Below are 17199 nucleotides of genomic sequence, written 5' to 3'. Positions count from 1 at the left end.
ACATTCTACATAATTGGCACAATATTTTCATAAGCGTATCCGTAGTTATTTAACTTTTGATAATTTTTTGAATAATGGAGAATAGTGTTTTGCTGATATTTTCCCTTTTCCAATAATAATCAACTTAAAAAGGATTTTTCAATATGGTAAAGAACCAAAACTTTAATAGCGAAGAAATTATTAAGGAACTTAAGAAATTAGATGAAAAACATCGGGACTATCTAGAGAAAGATGGGAAATGGTTAATAGGTGGTTTTGAGTCAATTATTAGCTATGACGGCAAAATCTCAACCATTCAGGGAGAACAAGTCACTTTGAAAAAAGAAATTTATATGATGTTACCGTCTGAAATCAGAGAAGAAATCGCTCAGTTTATGGACGTAGAATAAGGCAATAAACCTTTCTACAAAATAACATCAGTAATTAAGAGGAAGAACAGGCTATTGAAATCAATAGTTTGTTCTTCCTTTTTCATTTAATATCCTTTGGATAGCTCAAGAATTGTCCTAAACCTCTTCCCTTTCCTGTATTAATCTGTATATTTAGTTGCACATCATGAAAATAGTATGGAAGAAAATAAATCATTACCAGTTTTAAGCCCAGAAGAGATTAGAGTACTAGGATCTTTGTTAGAAAAATCAAAGACGACTCCAGAATATTATCCCATGACGTTGAATGGGCTTTTAACCGCTTGTAATCAGAAAAGCTCGAGGAAACCTGTCGTACAATATGATGAAAACCAAGTTATCCAAGTTTTGGATGGGTTAAAGAAAAAAGGATTAATTTCTACTGTTGTGGGCGGTGGAAGCCGAGTAACCAAATATAAACATAACCTGGCCATACAATTTCCGCTGTTGCCTCAAGAACTGGCCATAATTTGTCTCCTTTTCTTGCGTGGCCCTTTAACCGCTGGTGAAATTAACAGCAATTCCGGTCGTTTATATGAATTTGATAATCTAGATGAAGTACAAGAGCTTCTTCAGAAATTGAGTGCTTCAGAACCTTTATATATTAAACAATTATCAAAACGTGCTGGCCAAAAGGAAGTACGATATATCCATCTATTTGCGGAATTCGATGAGGAATCTTATGAGGATGAGGCACCATCAAGCTCAAGCAATTCCAGTAATGCTGCAATAACGCAATTGGAGGAAAAGGTCTCACAACTTGAAGAACAGTTAAACACCCTTCGAGCTGAATTTGATGAATTAATGAAACAACTATCATAAAATGAAAAGATATTTTCTGTTATCCGTTGCTTGTTTATTTGCACTTCAGTCATATTCTCAATCCTTTCAAACCCTTACTTCTGGCAATAAAGCGAGTTTTAGGGGCTTGGAGACGTATAAAAATAAGGTAGTATGGGTGAGCGGAAGCAATGGGACTGTAGGAAAATCCATGGATTCGGGGAAAACTTGGGAATGGGTTTCGCCGAAGGGATATGAAAAATTTGACTTCAGGGACATTGAAGTATTCAGCGCAAAGGAAGCAGTTATAGTAAGCGCTGGGGCTCCTGCAGTTATATTATATACCAAAGATGGTGGAAAAACATGGATAGAGACCTATAAAAATGAAGATCCAGCTATATTTTTAGATGGAATGGATTTCAGTGGCAAAACTGGCTATGTTATAGGAGATCCTATAGAAGGACAATTTCAGTTATTAAAGAGCAACAATAAAGGAAAAAACTGGACCGATGTAACCGAAGAAATCCATCTGTTTGCTGAACCTGGGGAAGCTGCATTTGCGGCAAGTGGGTCTTCCCTACAGGTTATCAATGATTGGTTATATATCGGTACAGGCGGTACATACTCGAGTTTAATGAAAAGAAGCGAGAAAGAGCGGAAGCTTGATGTGCAAGATGTTCCGATTTGGTCTGGTGCAGCTAGTACAGGAATCTTTTCCATTGACTTCCTCAATGAACGAGTAGGTGTTGTCGTTGGTGGCAATTACACATCAGACAAAGACAATAGCAACAACATTCTCTTAACTCATAATGGGGGTTTATCTTGGGATAAGCCAGAAATACCAGTTCATGGATATCGATCATCAGTTAAGTATATCTCTCCTGAAACCCTCATCGCTACTGGAACTTCCGGCACTGACATTTCCTATGATTCAGGTAAAACTTGGAAGAACATCTCAACTGAAAGTTTCAATGTAATTGCTGTTTCATCCAATAAAAAAATAATTTATTTGGCTGGAAGCAATGGCAATGTAGTCCAATTGAGTTTATAAAAGATATTTTTTCAGAAGAAAAAAGCCCGTTACGAAAATAACGGGCTTTTTATATATGCAAAGAATAATCTTAGCTCACAGGCTCTAAATATTGCGCATAGCAATATCCTTCTTCACCATCTTTAGTTCTCACTAACCACCACTGATCATTAGCGCGACTGATCAAATTAATGATTTCATCTTTAGCCGCTTTACCTACAATTGGTTGATCTGTTCCTGGGCCTTTACGGATATTTAAATTACTGCTTTCGGTAATAACACGAACTTGTGATCCTGCAACGGCAGTTGAAACATCAACATTCATAACAACATCGCCAGTTAAAAAGTTAGGATCAATCTGGTTGTAAATATCCCACAGTTTATTTTTCACATCTGCGCTAGGCGCTGTACCTTGGATATGTAAAACACCGTCTTGTTCTGCAATTGCTAAATCAGTCATTCCTGAAGCCTTTGCAGTATCAATTAATACTTGATATTTCGATTGTAAACTCATATTTTTTTCTATTTAACAGTTAAACCACTCATGTCTACTTTCTTTGGATTCAAAGCATCCAATCCCATTTTCAAGGCTTGAACACGAGCTTGTTCCAATTCACCAGTTACAGTAATCACACCATCAGCTACTGCGGTTTTTACGGAAGGGAAGTCTTTGGTAAATTCGGCCACTTTAGAGGTTAAGTCTGCATCATTGGTATTGATTTCAACAGGAGGCATCGTATTCACTACGATATTGTTTTGAACAGATTTTACAGCTTTGCTGTCTGCAGCTTTAGCGGCATTTTCAATCTGAACTTTCTCATCTTCTGAATTTGCCGTTCCATTTAGAGTTACAACTCCATCTTTAACATCAACGGTTATTCCAGGATTAGCTTGAACAGCAGTTTCTACCTTTGCTTTCAAGTCGGCGTCCGATATTTTGGACTTACAAGCAATTGTTCCGGTCATCAGGGTTCCGGACACCAATGCAATAGTTAAGATTTTTTTTAAATTCATAAATCACCTTGTTTTTATTGGTAAATAATACTTAAAGCTAAACAAAAATTAATCCCAAAAAGTTTTGACAAATATTTTTTTCATTTATTGTAAATCAATCTATACAAATTCGTCAATCAAATGACTCTTAGAATAACAAATAGAAAGAAGGTCTCACCTTCTTAAATATGTTTTGTAACAAAGATTTAAATATTAAAACATAAAAAAACGAGCTTGAAGCTCGTTAAATCTTAATTGCAAAGATATTTTAATAGATCTTTTGTATGGTTATTGTTTTATTATTGAATTGAACCGTCTCCTTTTCTTTTTTGCCAAACAATAAATTTCCAATCGGGGATTCTTTAGAAATAATCATGATGGTCTTCTCCTTAATTTTTACAGCTCCAATTGAAATAGCAATAAAATAATCGAATTGATCAGTTTGAACTATACTACCCATCCTAACTAATTCAGAAGAATTCAGATCAAGGTTATTTATTTTATCTAAATCTATTTCAGCCTGTTTCAATTGATTTTGTAAGCGGCTAATCTCCTGTTGGGCCATTTCCCTTGAAGTCTCATACTTATCGCCCATACTACTTTTAGTATCATTAAGGATGGCATCTTGAGCGGAATCCATGGCAGATTGAATCTCTTGTACCCTATTTCTGCATTTCTTTAAACAATATCCTACAACTTCTTCTTTATTCCAATCCATTATTAAATGTTAAACCACCAATATACAGCAATAAATAGGAATTCAATAAGGATTTCTTAAAGGAATGGGAAAGGAAACTCTATTTAATCGGCTTTTTTGCAAGATTCGGAAAAAATAAAAAAAGCGCCAATATTATTGGCGCTTTCAATTAAAAACTTAATAACCATTTCTATAAATGGATTTTATTAGTTTTCTAAAGCTTTTTTAACGTTTTCTGCTTTTCTTTTAGCGTCGTCTGATAATTCTTTCGTTTTATCACCTACTTTTTCAGCGGTTTTGTCGATCGCCTCACCAGTTTTTTGACCAGCTTCTTTCGTAGCATCAACTGCGTTGTTTACACCTTCTTCAATTTTTTCTCCAGCTTTTTTAGCTGCATCTTTTGTTTTTTCCCATGCAGATTTCGCATCATCTAAAGCTTTTTGAGCAGCTTCTTCTGCTTTTTTATCACCACTTTTTACTGCAGCATCTAAATCAGCTTGTGCTTTCTTTACATTTTCTTCTGCTTTTGCTAGCTCAGCATCTGCATTCGCTTTCATTTCATCAATTGATTCTCCTGTTGTTTCAATAGAGTGATCTAATTTCTCTCCGATTGAAGTATCTCCATCATTGTTTTTGTCCATTGATGAGTTATTGTTACATGCCGATAATGAAAGTGCACATGCAACTGCTGCTAAAACTGCGATTTTTTTCATGTTTCTTATTTGTTTGTGTAATAATAGTTTTTTGTAATATCAATATACTGAATGCAGCACGCAATATTTATACCAATTATTTTATTGAATAGTGCTCCTATTCATACTATTGCTGGTTATTTCTAGTTTTCAATTCTTTTTCCAATCGATCCACATGTTCTGAAAGCTGCTTCAATAACTTCAAATGGTTCACTTGGGAATCAAAGAGTTGCTTTACTTCTTCCTCCAGAAGTACATCTATTTTTTTATGCAAGCTCCTGATTTCCAGTTCAGCCTTCAAATTGACCAAGTAATCATTCTCAGCACGTTTTCTGTCCTTTTCCTCTTGTCGGTTTTGGCTCATCATAATAATGGGTGCTTGTAGAGCAGCCAAACAGGACAAAACTAAATTCATTAAAATAAAGGGATATGGATCAAAGCGGTCTTGCTTTAACATCAATGTATTATACAAGATCCAAACAATCAATATACCTGTGAAAATCAAAATAAATGACCAGCTCCCACCAAATCTGGCGACCTTATCTGAAATAAGCTGCCCTCGATTGAGGTAATCATCTGTAGGATTGATGAGGTTATCGACAATTAATTTTTCCTCTTCAAATGATTTGCGAACGATATCATGAAGTTTTTTTAGGTTTTCATCATTCTGGTTGATCATTTCCAATATATCCTTATTCTTTACTTGATCTAGTTCAGCCATGGTTTATGAAATAAGAAATTAATATATGGACTAAAACCGCGGAGAATCCAAATAGTTGTAAAATAATCAAAAAAAAGCCCCCAATACTGGAGGCTACAAATAAACATATTTCAATTCAATATTTTTTAAGCTTTAGGATAAACTGTACCTTTTGCTGCTTCAAGGGTATTTTTTAACAGACCTATAATAGTCATTAGACCAACACCTCCTGGAACTGGAGTAATCCATGATGATTTTGGAGCTACGTGTTCAAAATCCACATCTCCATAAAGTTTAAATCCTGATTTTGTTTCAGTCGAGTTTTCCCTATTGATTCCCACATCAATAACAATTGCGCCATCTTTGACCATGTCAGCAGTAACAAAATTCTTTTTACCAATCGCTGCAACAACAATGTCCCCTTGCAAAACCTCAGCTTTTAGATCTTTTGTCCTACTATGTGTCAAGGTAACTGTACAGTTTCCTGGATTAGAATTTCTTGCCAACAAGATACTCATCGGAGAACCCACGATATTGCTTCTTCCGACAATGACGGCCTTTTTACCTGCAGTATCAATCCCATAGTGCTCTAACATCAACATGATGCCATAAGGGGTAGCAGGAATAAAGCAAGGCAAGTTACGTTGCATTCTACCTAAATTGATTGGATGGAATCCATCAACATCTTTTCGGTAATCAATGGCTTCGGTTACTTTTTCAGGATCAATATGTTTAGGCAAAGGCAATTGAACGATCAATCCATCGATGCTATCATCAGCATTGATCTCATTGATCTTTTCCAGTAATTCTTTTTCAGTGATGTCCGTATCATAACGAAGGTTGGTAGAATCGAATCCCACTTGCTCACAATTTCTCATTTTGCTCGCAACATAAGTTTCACTGCCACCGTCGTTTCCGACTAAAATAGCTACCAAATGAGGTTTGCGACCTAACTTAGCGGTCAGTTCTGCAGCCTCTCTCTTGATGTCTTCTTTAACTTTGGTTGATACTTCTTTACCGTCCAGTAAATTCATGATATATTTTATAGGTTGATTATCTTAATCTAATTTCAGAACCGCCATAAATGCTGATTGAGGAATCTCTACGTTTCCAACCTGACGCATACGTTTTTTACCTTTCTTCTGCTTTTCCAACAACTTACGCTTACGCGAAATATCACCACCATAACATTTAGCGGTTACATCCTTACGCAAAGCAGAAATTGTTTCCCTAGCAATAATCTTTGCACCAATAGATGCTTGGATACGGATTTCAAACTGCTGTCTTGGTAATAGTTCTTTTAATTTCTCACAGATTTTCTTTCCAAAATCATAAGCATTACTTCTGTGGATCAAAGATGATAAGGCATCCACTGGCTCATCGTTCAGACGAATATCCAATTTCACCAAATCAGATTGTCTATAGCCAATTTGATGGTAATCAAATGATGCATATCCTTTAGAAATTGTCTTTAACTTATCGTAGAAGTCAAATACAATTTCTCCCATTGGCATTTCAAACACCAATTCTACGCGATCAGAAGTTAAATATGATTGGTTAACGATAGTTCCGCGTTTCTGAATACAAAGTGACATTACAGGACCAACGAATTCCGCCTTAGTAATGATATTGGCTTTGATATAAGGTTCTTCGATACTGTCCAATTTACTTGGATCAGGAAGGTCAGAAGGGTTATGAACGACAATCTCTTCATGGTTTTTGGACAAGTACGCTAAGTATGAAACGTTAGGAACAGTCGTAATAACTGTCATATCGAACTCACGCTCTAAACGTTCTTGAATAATTTCCATGTGTAGCATTCCTAAGAAACCACAACGGAAACCAAAGCCCAATGCAGCTGAAGATTCAGGTTCAAATACTAACGAAGCATCATTTAATTGCAAACGGTGCATCGACTCCCTTAGCTCTTCATAATCTTCGGTATCTACCGGATATATACCCGCAAATACCATCGGCTTAACTTCCTCAAAACCTTGGATAGCTTGAGCACAAGGGCGATCTTTCTTGGTGATGGTATCCCCTACTTTTACCTCTCTAGCTTCCTTAATCCCCGAAATAATATAACCTACATCACCAGTCTTGATCACTTCTTTTGGAACCTGGTTTAACTTCAAAGTCCCAACCTCATCAGCTATATATTCTTTTCCAGTAGCGACAAACTTAACGCGGTCTCCTTTTCTAATTTCTCCGTTTTCAACTTTGAAATAAGCCATAATCCCTCTAAAAGAGTTGAATACAGAGTCAAAGATCAAAGCTTGCAAAGGAGCTTCAGGATCACCTACAGGTGCAGGAATACGCTCAATAATAGCGGCTAGGATATCAGGAATTCCCATTCCGGTTTTTCCGGATGCAGGAATAATTTCTTCTCGTTTTCCTCCGATCAATTCAACGATTTGATCCTTCACTTCCTCTGGCATAGCTCCTGGTAAATCCATCTTATTCAAAATTGGGATAATTTCAAGATCATGCTCAAGTGCTAGATATAGGTTGGAAATAGTTTGCGCCTGAATACCTTGGGAAGCATCAACGATCAGCAATGCGCCTTCACAAGCAGCAATCGATCTAGAAACTTCATAAGAGAAATCCACGTGACCCGGAGTGTCAATCAGATTCAACACATACGTCTGTCCATCTTTGGTATACTCCATTTGGATTGCATGGCTCTTAATCGTAATCCCTCTTTCACGTTCCAAGTCCATATTATCCAACAATTGAGCTTGTGCTTCACGTTGGGTAATGGTATTGGTATACTCTAATAATCTATCGGCCAAAGTACTTTTCCCGTGGTCGATATGTGCGATGATACAAAAATTGCGTATATGCTTCATATAGGTTATTATGCCTTCAATTTAATTCGCAAATATAATTTTTTTAAGTGAGCTTTTTAGCTATTATAATCATCTATTTCCGAATAATAGAAACATTTACGCCCTATTTTCATGAATACTGGATTTTCCTCGGATTAAAGAATTTGCTTTAGGCTATGATTTGGCAGGAAGTAGGAAAACCTCCTTTGGAAACAATAAATGGAAACAGGTGCCTTTCCCAATTTCACTTTCCACTTCGATTGTAATATGCAGACGATCGGCAATCCTTTTTACAATGGTCAAACCCAAGCCTGTCCCCTCATAATTATTGGCATTGGACATCCGTTTGAAGGAATCATAAATGGTACTTAGCTCCTCTTTAGCGATTCCAATTCCATTATCTTGGATGGTATAGCGGACAAACTCATGTTTGAAACTTGAAGAAATGGAAACTACTGGGTTTTCTACCTTAGCACTGTATTTAATGGCATTGCCAATTAGGTTTTGGAACAATTGATACACGATACTTCTTTCACCATAGACAGGCAGGATATTCCCATACTGCACCTCAGTCTTCATGGCATTATACCTCAACTGACTGAAATTGACTATTTGCTTCAAGAACTCATCCACATAAACGGGTTCCATTCTGTACTGGTAATCTTTCACTTTGGAGAAATCATGAATACTTTTCAAGAGTTCAGAAATTACCTCTACAGCCTCCGTAGTATTCTTGAGCATTTTCAATTTCAGGTCATTCTTCATTTCCGGACGCTGAAGTAGCATCTGCGTAGATAGATTGATTGCCGATAATGGATTTTTAAGGTCATGACTAACGGTATGAGCATAATTATCCAATGCCCTATTTAAGTCTACAACCTCTTTGTTCAATTTATCGATTTCTTGAGAAAAATTCTTACTGCTCTGAATGATCAGATTTCTAAGCCGTTTAATAAAGTAGACTTCATTATCTTGCCAAGGCTCGCAGGTCCCTACGGTTTTCTGATGCCAAATATCAAGCACAGGATGTTCTTCCTTTTCAAATGAATCATTTGGAAGATTCAGGTTTATTCTCGATTCAGGTTTAGCCACCCATTTCCTTCTTAATTCTTTTTCCTTCCTAAACCAAAATACGGTGCAATTCTCTTCCAACTCCACTTTCAATGCAGCCAGACCTACAAAGCGTTCGGCATCCAAACCTAACTCTTCACCATATTTTAATATAAATTCAGAATCAAAGAATATGGGGTCAGCAGTGATTCTGGAAAGAAGCCCTTTAATGTCCAAGACTTTGTCAAATCCAATGGAGATATTATAGGTATAGAGTCTGCCATTTATCAAAATAAGCATAGCATCTGCTTTGGCATAATAGCAAAGCTCCTTATCGAGCTCCATAAAAGCCTCCGCAAGATTATTTTTCAGGATTAACTTTTCCTTCAGCTGCAACTCAAAATTCCGGATATCATCTTGAAAGTCCTTAATTTTGTTCTTTTGCTCCTCTTCGTATCGGTAAATAGCCATTTGGATAAAATAGACCATGGCCTCACGTTTGAGTAGGTTTATTTTCTTACCTTTTTTACTTTGACAGAATACATAGCCCCATATCTTTCCATCAATTTGAAGAGATACACTTAGATTTGAATTGACTCCATCCTTAATGAGGTATTTCGCATGAAGAGGAGAAATCATCCTAATATTAGTCTGCGATAAATTGGGCTTGAAATGGTCTTTGCTAATTATTTTTATGGTCTTGCCATTCACTTGGGCAGTATAGCGATGAAAATTAACCGTATGAATGTTTTTGGCATGCTTAAAAATATCCATATCGGGATAATAGCTCCCCAATAATTTTTCCAGGTCTGAATTCTCAATACTTTCAGCAACAACATATCCATCCCCATTCCCTACATATTGAAAAACTCTAACACGATCAAAACCTGATATTTTGGAGATATAGGAACTGACCACTTTCCATATCTTTCCTTTGCTATCACTTAATAGCTTGTCTACGATTTCAAATTTCGGAAAGAAAACATTGGAGTCTTCAAATTTCTTCTCAAACTCTAAATAGAACTTGTCATTGAATAGATAGATATTCAGGTAATATGGTTCATCAAGAATCGTCAATTCCAATAAAACACGTTCATTTGTTTCATTGATTACTTGATCGATGGCAATCTTTATACTGACAACATATTTGGAGAAATATTCAGTTAAAATTTCCCATAAATTAAGCCCTAAAACATTGATTACATCATTGTTTAGCCAATGCTCACAGTTTTCACTACCTGCTATGAGGTTATAATCTAAATCGACTATCAATAAATAACCGAACTCTTGAATCCCTTCACTGAGATTCAAATGTTCTTCCTCAAGAATAACCCGATTATCCATTTACGTTAATTCATAGTTAGAAACTTCTTACTATCCTGGTTTGGCCAGATGTTTTTCAAACAGCAGTTAAAATTAGAAAAAAGAAATCAAGTTTAAATATATCCAAACTATATTTTTATCAATATTGAGTATCAATAAATCACTAAAATTTCAAAGAATCATACTATTATCTTATTTTCAATAAGTTACCTGTTAAAAATATTGAATAAGAATTTAATAAAAACAACAGAAACTCTGGAAGCCATATCCCTTAAACCATTCTGAAAAATCGATTTGAATAATGAATTATTAAATTCTATATAGATGAATTTACAACATGTAAATCTCTGGACATTCCCTTTTGAGCAATAAAAAAGGAGCTGCCAGATGACAACTCCTTTTTATGCTTTTAAAGCTTGGACTTATTCTGCCAAACTTGGCACTTGTACCAATTCACTTGTATCTTTATCGTAATCGATATTATCGAAATTAAAACCAAACAATTGGAAGAAATCATCACGGTAACCTTTGATATCCGAAATCTCTTCTAAATTTTCAGTATTTGCTTGTTCCCAAAGTTTTGCAACTTCCTCTTGAACATCAGCTCTCATTTCAAGATCATCCACGCGGATTCTTCCTTTTTCATCCAAAGGAGTCTCTACATTGTTGTATAATCTTTCGGCAAACAATCTTTGCATCTGCTCGATGGTTCCTTCATGGATTCCTTTTTCTTTCATCACTTTATATAACAATGAAATATACAATGGAACCACAGGAATTGCAGAGCTTGATTGAGTAACCAAAGCCTTGTTTACAGAAACGTATGAAATACCATGCAAATCTTTTAAAATCTCGTTGATGGTTGGAACAGTTCCTTCCAAATCATCTTTCGCACGGCCGATTGTACCATTTCTATAGATAGGGTAAGTCAATTCAGGGCCGATATATGAATAAGCAACAGTTTTTACGCCTTCTGCCAGAACACCTGCAGCCTTAAGGTCTTCAATCCAGAATTTCCAATCTTCACCGCCCATTACAGCTACGGTATTGTTGATGTCATCCTCTGAATCTACTGGTTGTATGCTGATATCTGAAACTACACCAGAGTGGAAATCTACAGTTTTATTAGTGAAAGGTTGTTCAATTGGCTTTAATACTGAAGCATGTTGAACACCTGTTTTTGGATGCGTACGACGCGGAGATGCTAAAGAATATACAACCAAGTCAACTTGACCTAGATCTTTTTTGATTAAGTCAATGGTTTGAGCCTTGATCTCATCTGAGAAAGCATCACCATTGATACTTTTTGCATATAAACCGGCAGCGTGCGCTTCTTTTTCAAAAGCAGCACTGTTGTACCAACCTGCAGTACCTAATTTTCCTTCAGATGCTGGTTTTTCAAAAAACACCCCGATAGTTGCTGCTCCTGAACCGAATGCAGCACTAATGCGTGAAGCAATCCCAAATCCAGTAGATGCACCGATTACCAATACCTTCTTAGGCCCGTTTTTAATCTCGCCTTTAGATTTTACGTAATCGATTTGGTTTTTGATATTCTCTGCCGCTCCTTCTGGATGCGCTGTCAAGCAGATAAAACCTCTAGTTCTTGGTTGAATAATCATATTGCTAAATTCTCAATTTGAATAATTTTTACAAAAGTAGTTAATTTTTCAAGTAAACCGCCCCTAAATATCCCCCTTTAATCCTTTTCAAATCCTTGCAACCTAATGCTCAGAAGGTTAATGGCGCTTGCTACTATTTTTTTATGAAGTCTTGATAGAGTAAGTTAATAACTTCTTTCGACATTACAATATCTTCATTTCGGTCTATCGTCGGAATGCAGCCATTTGTAATCACCACAAAGCCAAACTTTTTCTTAGGCTCAAAAAACATATTGCTATATAAGCCATAAGCCGAACCTGTATGTCCGATCATATGTTCCCCAGGAATTAATCGGTCTGATTCCAGCAAAGCTAATCCATAATTTTCTTTAGCTGATAATCCAGTCTGCATCTTTTTTGAACTAGCTTTTGAAATTAACTTAACTTTTCCGAGTTTTCCATGATTCATGTGCATCTGCATATACTTTGCTAGGTCCTTGGCCGAAATTTTCATCCCGCCGGTTGGCGAAAATACAGGCGTACTCACACCCATCGTATAATTCTTGATTTCCTCGGACCTTGGATTATATGCTGCTTTTTGCTCAACATATACTCCATTTTCCTTGTCATATAGTTTTGCAAATCTTTTGTGGTCCAATGAATCCACACAAAAGCCGGCCTCCAATTTTAATGGGTTTAAGATCTGTTGTTTTATATAATTGTCAAACCGAACATTTGTCAGTCTTTCTAAAACAGCTCCGATCATATTGAAATTTAAATTACAGTATTCATAATCAGTTCCTGGTTCATAGTTGTTGTAAGATTTTGCCCAATCCTTGTTTTTAGTGGTATCCAGCACATCGAATGTAAAATAACCATTGCTATCATTCAAACTTGAACGATGAGATAGCATCATTTCTAAGGTTATCTTGGTATCTGGAAATTTAGGGTTTCTAACTTTAAACCCTACTAAATCGCTAATATCATCATCCAACGAAACCTTGCCCTTTTCTACCAATTGCATGATGGCTGTAGAACTGAATGATTTGGAAATGGATGCAATCCTGAAAAGATCATTTGTAGTTAGAGGGGCTTTAGTTTCAAGGTCTTTATATCCAAATGCCTTTTCATAAACTGGCTTTCCGTTTTTTACAACCACAATAGCCAAACCAACTGCCTCATATTTATCGGTTATTTTCTTCAGGTCCGATTCAAATGAAGCACTTTGTGCCATTGCCCCCGTACTCAATGAGACTGCTGTAAACAGACAAAACAAACTCTTAAATCTTTTTAGATTTATTTTCATAGTAGATTATATTATTGTTAGTAGATATTTTAAGCCGAATGCGACCAACATTCCAAGACCAAAACTCAATAAGGTACCGATCAGTACATACTCCGTAAACTTTGTGTCTTTGGCATTCGTCAGGTCCCCAAACCTGAATATTGATTTTGCAGCTAAAAGGAAGCCTATACCTTCATTCAAACCGAGTATCACAAAACCCAATATCATCGCGCGCTCTAGAATCCCGATGATGGTCCCAGCATCAAATAAGGTCTCTTTTCGCTTGCTATTGAATTCAACTTCCTTGTTCCATTTGCTAAAAAATACACGGATAATGATGGGTATGACAAATACGATCAGCAAAATGGCAATCGTAAATAGCAATACATGATTCCAGTCTATGTTCGCTAATATATCATGGAAACCTGTCCTATTATTGAAATAATATACAGCAAATATGCTCATTATATGCAGAGCTTGATCCACTAAGAATATCCGGACAGGATTAGATGGCCATTTTTGTTCCCAACCTATTTTGAGGCTGTCGATTGCTAAATGCGCTGCAACCAGAAAAAGGATGCTTTGCCACTTGTTGCCCAGATCATTTATAAAAAACAAGATCAATAGCCCCGCATGCACCGCAACATGATAAAACAAATATTGTATATGTGTCTTACGTTTTTCAACCCATGATTTAGGCTGAAAAACAAAATCCCCTAAAATGTGGGATATCAACATTTTAAGCAAATCAATTAACATAGGCCTTCAACTCTTTTGTGCAATATTCTATAACTTGGTTGATCTTTGAATAGTTCGCCTTACTAAGCTCTGTGCTTACCTGACTCTGATGTTTTCTTCCTATGATCTTCGTCAGCTCCGTCTGGTTGGCATTTGGATAATCCATTGCTGCCTGCACGGTTTCCGCCATGTTCGGAGTCCATTGATCAGTTAAGCGAGTGCACAAGGTCAAAATTAAATTCATGCGTTCATCCAAATCCTTCCATTTGGACTTGAATTCCAAACTCTCCTTACTCAAGCCATCCAATGATTGACCAGAAAGGACAAATGCTTCACCACTAGATTTCTTAATGTCCTTATCAATGAAATCTACCTGCCCCACTCCTATGCCTATTCGGATATCCATTCCTTCCAATTGCCTCATTTCTGACTTCAGGTAAAAGATAGCCTGAAAACAGGCCTCAATTGGGACTTCCGCCTGAAAACTGTCCCCACGGAAAATATCATAGGTCAGTGCATGCTTCTTGATGCCTCGCTCTAACCTTGGCAACCATTCTTTCGCATCATGCGACCTAGAATGTACAACATCTCCTGTTAATATGACATGGTAACTCATCCTTTTCTTTTTATTAATCATCCAATATAATGATATTTCTTATTATCATCAAAATAAATGATAAACAAATTTATCACTAAAAACGATGATAATTAAATTTATCATTAAAATAAGTGATATTTTTGATTATCAGCAATCTTGATAATAACTAAATGAGTACTACACAAAACCTAGAATAAACAATTATTTATTAAATTGTGTTCTACAAAATAAAGCTTATGGGAAACTATGCAAAAAGGCTAACAGCAAAAAGCAATTTCAAACTAAATGAACATCCTACCGATATAAAAGATGAGATAAGCAAGGATGAAGCAAAACTTGAATTAAAGGAATTAAGAAAGAAAATTGCTGCAATACAGGACAAAATGTATGCAGATGATAGATATTCCGTATTGATCTGTTTACAAGGGATGGACACTTCAGGAAAGGACTCACTGATTAGGGAAGTCTTCAAAGAGATGAATGTACGCGGAGTGGTCGTTGAAAGTTTCAAGACTCCAACAGAGATCGAGCTACAACATGATTATTTATGGAGACATGAAATAAGGTTGCCAGAAAAAGGAAAATTCACAGTCTTCAATCGAACCCATTATGAAAATGTATTGGTGACCAGGGTACATCCTGAATATCTAATGAACGAAAGGATTCCCCATATTACTGACCCAAACAACTTACCCAATGATTTTTGGGAAATGCGCTTCAAACAGATCAATAACTTTGAAGAACGATTGACACAAAATGGAATGATTGTCTTCAAATTCTTTTTGAATGTCAGCAAGGAGGAACAACGTGACAGGCTCTTGAGCCGATTAGAAGAGGAAGAAAAGAATTGGAAGTTCTCTCCCGGGGACCTGAAAGAAAGAGCACTATGGAGCAAATACATGGAATGCTATGAAGATGCCATCAAGAACACCAGCAAAAAACATGCACCCTGGTATGTGATCCCTTCAGATTCCAAGCCAATCAGTAGATTCTTGGTCGCCAAGATTATTTACGAGGTATTATCGGAATACAAGGATATCAAGTACCCTGAAATGTCAGAAGAGATCGAAGAACACAAGAAGAAATATAAAGAACAGTTGGAAGCGGAATAGCTTCCAACTGATTATCTTAAAATACGACATTCGAAAGGCCACCATCCAATGGTATAGAGGCTCCCGTCAAGAAACTGGCATAAGGAGAAGCTAAGAATGCCGCCAAATACCCATATTCCTCTGGTTTACCCAATCGCTTGATGGGCATGCTTTCAATCCGTCGCTTTTCAATCGTCTCTAAAGAAACGCCTTCATTTTTTGCCTGATTGTTCATCAGATCATAGAGCCTATCCGTAGCAAAGTAGCCTGTCAATATCGAATTGACCGTAATGCCATCGGCAGCAACAGCTTTTGAAAGCGATTTACTCCAGCTTACTAAGGCAACGCGCATGGTGTTTGAAAGCACTAAACTATCTTGGGGCTCTTTAACCGTTAAGGAAGAAACATTGATAATGCGTCCAAAACCTGAGCCACGCATACCCTTCAAAGCTAATTCTGAAGTGTACACTGCATTTTTGAACAATAGGTCGAAGGCCTGCTGATAATCAGCGATATTTTTATGGGATACATCTCCAGCTGCAGGTCCATTGGTATTATTCACCAAGACATCGACCTGATTCGCATCAAAATAGGCCGTTAAATTAGCTTGATGTTGCTCAAAATCCATAAAATCTGTTTTCAGAAAGCCATGTTGCTGCCCATTTCCGACAGACAGATCTTTCAACACATCTTTTAATTTATCTTCATTTCTGGCCATCAAAGTGACTTCGGCTCCACAAGCTGCCAATTCCTTAGCAATTGCTTTCCCGATCCCTGAAGTGGCGCCTCCAACCAAGGCCTTTTTACCTGTTAAATCAATATGCATATCAAAATTTTGAAAGCCTAAATATAGCCATTCAATAAGAAAAACCGACTATTCCAATAGGTTTTAATCACCCTCATATTTTGGATAGCCCTCTTCATCAAGATCAACACGATCATCCTCAGCATCTTTAGAGAGCTCTTCATCTTCTTTGGAAACCCGGACGATGCTCTCTCCTTCTATGTGCATATTGTTATCTTCTAAATCTTCCTCTTCCAACTCTTCCAATGGTGCATATTCATCGCCCACATAAGGATTTGAAGAATCGTAGGTGGAGTCATCATCTGCCGCTCCTTCGCTGATAGTATCATAGTCAGAGGGATGCTCCCAATCTGGATCTTTATCATTGACATCTAATTCGTATGAAGCATCTTCCTTATTATAGGCCAAGTCATTTGGATCCTTAGGCCCTTGGTCATCATCATTAGCTTTATTTTGCTTTTTGTTCTCTTCTGAATTCATAATAATTAAATATTTAAAACCTATTCTTAAAACCATCCAAATAACCCAATTGTTTGCATAAACATCATAAGATTAACTTGTTTGCAGCGTTGTATAAAAAA

18 protein-coding genes are annotated in these 17199 nt (G+C 36.6%); 4 read left to right on the top strand and 14 right to left on the bottom strand.

Translation table 11 applies throughout. The features are described 5' to 3' along the window. The first annotated feature begins 143 nt into the window (after positions 1 to 143). The 3 genes from CKW03_RS10015 (at position 144) to CKW03_RS10005 (ending at position 2238) form a co-directional block, all read left to right on the top strand. Positions 144 to 389: a hypothetical protein gene (locus CKW03_RS10015; protein ID WP_093096312.1), complete on the top strand. Its 246-nt coding sequence runs from the start codon at positions 144 to 146 to the stop codon at positions 387 to 389. A gap of 177 nt (positions 390 to 566) precedes the next feature. Further along, positions 567 to 1229, top strand: coding sequence for a YceH family protein (locus CKW03_RS10010; protein ID WP_093096309.1), 663 nt, complete (start codon positions 567 to 569; stop codon positions 1227 to 1229). Between the two features lies 1 nt (position 1230). After that, positions 1231 to 2238, top strand: coding sequence for a YCF48-related protein (locus tag CKW03_RS10005; RefSeq protein ID WP_093096307.1), 1008 nt, complete (start codon positions 1231 to 1233; stop codon positions 2236 to 2238). A gap of 70 nt (positions 2239 to 2308) precedes the next feature. Here CKW03_RS10005 and CKW03_RS10000 read toward each other — a convergent pair whose 3' ends face one another. The 12 genes from CKW03_RS10000 to CKW03_RS09945 all read right to left on the bottom strand — a co-directional run bounded on the left by CKW03_RS10000 (position 2309) and on the right by CKW03_RS09945 (position 14761). Beyond that, positions 2309 to 2731 carry an SH3 domain-containing protein gene (locus tag CKW03_RS10000; RefSeq protein WP_093096306.1) on the bottom strand — a complete coding sequence of 141 codons (423 nt, stop codon included), beginning with the start codon at positions 2729 to 2731 and terminating at the stop codon, positions 2309 to 2311. Positions 2732 to 2739: 8 nt separating this feature from the next. Next, on the bottom strand, positions 2740 to 3231 hold the full coding sequence (locus CKW03_RS09995) for a BON domain-containing protein (protein WP_093096304.1): 492 nt from the start codon (positions 3229 to 3231) through the stop codon (positions 2740 to 2742). A 247-nt stretch (positions 3232 to 3478) separates the two neighbouring features. Next, on the bottom strand, positions 3479 to 3928 hold the full coding sequence (locus CKW03_RS09990) for a GreA/GreB family elongation factor (protein ID WP_093096302.1): 450 nt from the start codon (positions 3926 to 3928) through the stop codon (positions 3479 to 3481). Between the two features lie 185 nt (positions 3929 to 4113). Then, on the bottom strand, positions 4114 to 4620 hold the full coding sequence (locus tag CKW03_RS09985; RefSeq protein WP_093096300.1) for a hypothetical protein: 507 nt from the start codon (positions 4618 to 4620) through the stop codon (positions 4114 to 4116). A 106-nt stretch (positions 4621 to 4726) separates the two neighbouring features. Next, entirely contained in the window at positions 4727 to 5320 is a 594-nt protein-coding gene (locus CKW03_RS09980; protein ID WP_093096298.1) for a DUF1003 domain-containing protein, read from the bottom strand. Between the two features lie 125 nt (positions 5321 to 5445). Next, entirely contained in the window at positions 5446 to 6333 is an 888-nt protein-coding gene (locus CKW03_RS09975; protein ID WP_093096296.1) for a bifunctional 5,10-methylenetetrahydrofolate dehydrogenase/5,10-methenyltetrahydrofolate cyclohydrolase, read from the bottom strand. Between the two features lie 24 nt (positions 6334 to 6357). Continuing rightward, a complete protein-coding gene (gene lepA, locus CKW03_RS09970) occupies positions 6358 to 8148 on the bottom strand; it encodes a translation elongation factor 4 (protein WP_093096295.1) in 1791 nt (596 codons plus the stop codon). 153 nt (positions 8149 to 8301) lie between these two features. Beyond that, positions 8302 to 10521 carry an ATP-binding protein gene (locus CKW03_RS09965; RefSeq protein WP_093096294.1) on the bottom strand — a complete coding sequence of 740 codons (2220 nt, stop codon included), beginning with the start codon at positions 10519 to 10521 and terminating at the stop codon, positions 8302 to 8304. Positions 10522 to 10922: 401 nt separating this feature from the next. Beyond that, positions 10923 to 12122 (bottom strand): enoyl-ACP reductase FabV, encoded by a 1200-nt coding sequence (gene fabV / locus CKW03_RS09960; RefSeq protein WP_093096292.1) that lies wholly within the window; start codon positions 12120 to 12122, stop codon positions 10923 to 10925. Between the two features lie 133 nt (positions 12123 to 12255). Beyond that, positions 12256 to 13407 (bottom strand): serine hydrolase domain-containing protein, encoded by a 1152-nt coding sequence (locus CKW03_RS09955; protein ID WP_093096289.1) that lies wholly within the window; start codon positions 13405 to 13407, stop codon positions 12256 to 12258. A 6-nt stretch (positions 13408 to 13413) separates the two neighbouring features. Continuing rightward, the gene (locus CKW03_RS09950; RefSeq protein WP_236736455.1) at positions 13414 to 14124 is read right to left on the bottom strand and encodes a DUF3307 domain-containing protein; all 711 of its coding nucleotides are present in this window, start codon (positions 14122 to 14124) and stop codon (positions 13414 to 13416) included. Between the two features lie 10 nt (positions 14125 to 14134). Beyond that, positions 14135 to 14761, bottom strand: a complete 627-nt coding sequence (locus CKW03_RS09945) for a hypothetical protein (protein ID WP_093096286.1) — start codon at positions 14759 to 14761, stop codon at positions 14135 to 14137. 197 nt (positions 14762 to 14958) lie between these two features. On the opposite strand from CKW03_RS09945, the gene CKW03_RS09940 reads away from it, so the two are divergent. Further along, positions 14959 to 15834: a PPK2 family polyphosphate kinase gene (locus tag CKW03_RS09940; protein ID WP_093096284.1), complete on the top strand. Its 876-nt coding sequence runs from the start codon at positions 14959 to 14961 to the stop codon at positions 15832 to 15834. Positions 15835 to 15850: 16 nt separating this feature from the next. Here CKW03_RS09940 and CKW03_RS09935 read toward each other — a convergent pair whose 3' ends face one another. Together CKW03_RS09935 and CKW03_RS09930 are read right to left on the bottom strand one after the other, a co-directional pair. Next, positions 15851 to 16639, bottom strand: a complete 789-nt coding sequence (locus CKW03_RS09935; protein WP_093096281.1) for an SDR family oxidoreductase — start codon at positions 16637 to 16639, stop codon at positions 15851 to 15853. Between the two features lie 63 nt (positions 16640 to 16702). Beyond that, positions 16703 to 17098 (bottom strand): hypothetical protein, encoded by a 396-nt coding sequence (locus tag CKW03_RS09930; protein ID WP_093096280.1) that lies wholly within the window; start codon positions 17096 to 17098, stop codon positions 16703 to 16705. Between the last annotated feature and the right edge of the window lie 101 nt (positions 17099 to 17199).

The sequence above is a fragment of the Sphingobacterium mizutaii genome, from assembly GCF_900187125.1.
Taxonomy (GTDB): Bacteria; Bacteroidota; Bacteroidia; order Sphingobacteriales; family Sphingobacteriaceae; genus Sphingobacterium; species Sphingobacterium mizutaii.
The sequence above is the reverse complement of the archived record's forward strand: the minus strand, read 5'-3'. Positions and strand labels throughout refer to the sequence as shown.

Coding starts and splice junctions, on each gene's coding strand:
- CKW03_RS09995 (WP_093096304.1), bottom strand. CDS start 3,231: ATGAATTTAAAAAAAATCTTAACTATTGCATTGGTGTCCGGAACCCTG.
- CKW03_RS09980 (WP_093096298.1), bottom strand. CDS start 5,320: ATGGCTGAACTAGATCAAGTAAAGAATAAGGATATATTGGAAATGATC.
- CKW03_RS09950 (WP_236736455.1), bottom strand. CDS start 14,124: ATGTTGATATCCCACATTTTAGGGGATTTTGTTTTTCAGCCTAAATCA.
- CKW03_RS09975 (WP_093096296.1), bottom strand. CDS start 6,333: ATGAATTTACTGGACGGTAAAGAAGTATCAACCAAAGTTAAAGAAGAC.
- CKW03_RS09935 (WP_093096281.1), bottom strand. CDS start 16,639: ATGCATATTGATTTAACAGGTAAAAAGGCCTTGGTTGGAGGCGCCACT.
- fabV (WP_093096292.1), bottom strand. CDS start 12,122: ATGATTATTCAACCAAGAACTAGAGGTTTTATCTGCTTGACAGCGCAT.
- CKW03_RS10000 (WP_093096306.1), bottom strand. CDS start 2,731: ATGAGTTTACAATCGAAATATCAAGTATTAATTGATACTGCAAAGGCT.
- CKW03_RS09945 (WP_093096286.1), bottom strand. CDS start 14,761: ATGATTAATAAAAAGAAAAGGATGAGTTACCATGTCATATTAACAGGA.
- CKW03_RS09955 (WP_093096289.1), bottom strand. CDS start 13,407: ATGAAAATAAATCTAAAAAGATTTAAGAGTTTGTTTTGTCTGTTTACA.
- CKW03_RS09990 (WP_093096302.1), bottom strand. CDS start 3,928: ATGGATTGGAATAAAGAAGAAGTTGTAGGATATTGTTTAAAGAAATGC.
- CKW03_RS09930 (WP_093096280.1), bottom strand. CDS start 17,098: ATGAATTCAGAAGAGAACAAAAAGCAAAATAAAGCTAATGATGATGAC.
- lepA (WP_093096295.1), bottom strand. CDS start 8,148: ATGAAGCATATACGCAATTTTTGTATCATCGCACATATCGACCACGGG.
- CKW03_RS10005 (WP_093096307.1), top strand. CDS start 1,231: ATGAAAAGATATTTTCTGTTATCCGTTGCTTGTTTATTTGCACTTCAG.
- CKW03_RS09985 (WP_093096300.1), bottom strand. CDS start 4,620: ATGAAAAAAATCGCAGTTTTAGCAGCAGTTGCATGTGCACTTTCATTA.
- CKW03_RS10015 (WP_093096312.1), top strand. CDS start 144: ATGGTAAAGAACCAAAACTTTAATAGCGAAGAAATTATTAAGGAACTT.
- CKW03_RS10010 (WP_093096309.1), top strand. CDS start 567: ATGGAAGAAAATAAATCATTACCAGTTTTAAGCCCAGAAGAGATTAGA.
- CKW03_RS09965 (WP_093096294.1), bottom strand. CDS start 10,521: ATGGATAATCGGGTTATTCTTGAGGAAGAACATTTGAATCTCAGTGAA.
- CKW03_RS09940 (WP_093096284.1), top strand. CDS start 14,959: ATGGGAAACTATGCAAAAAGGCTAACAGCAAAAAGCAATTTCAAACTA.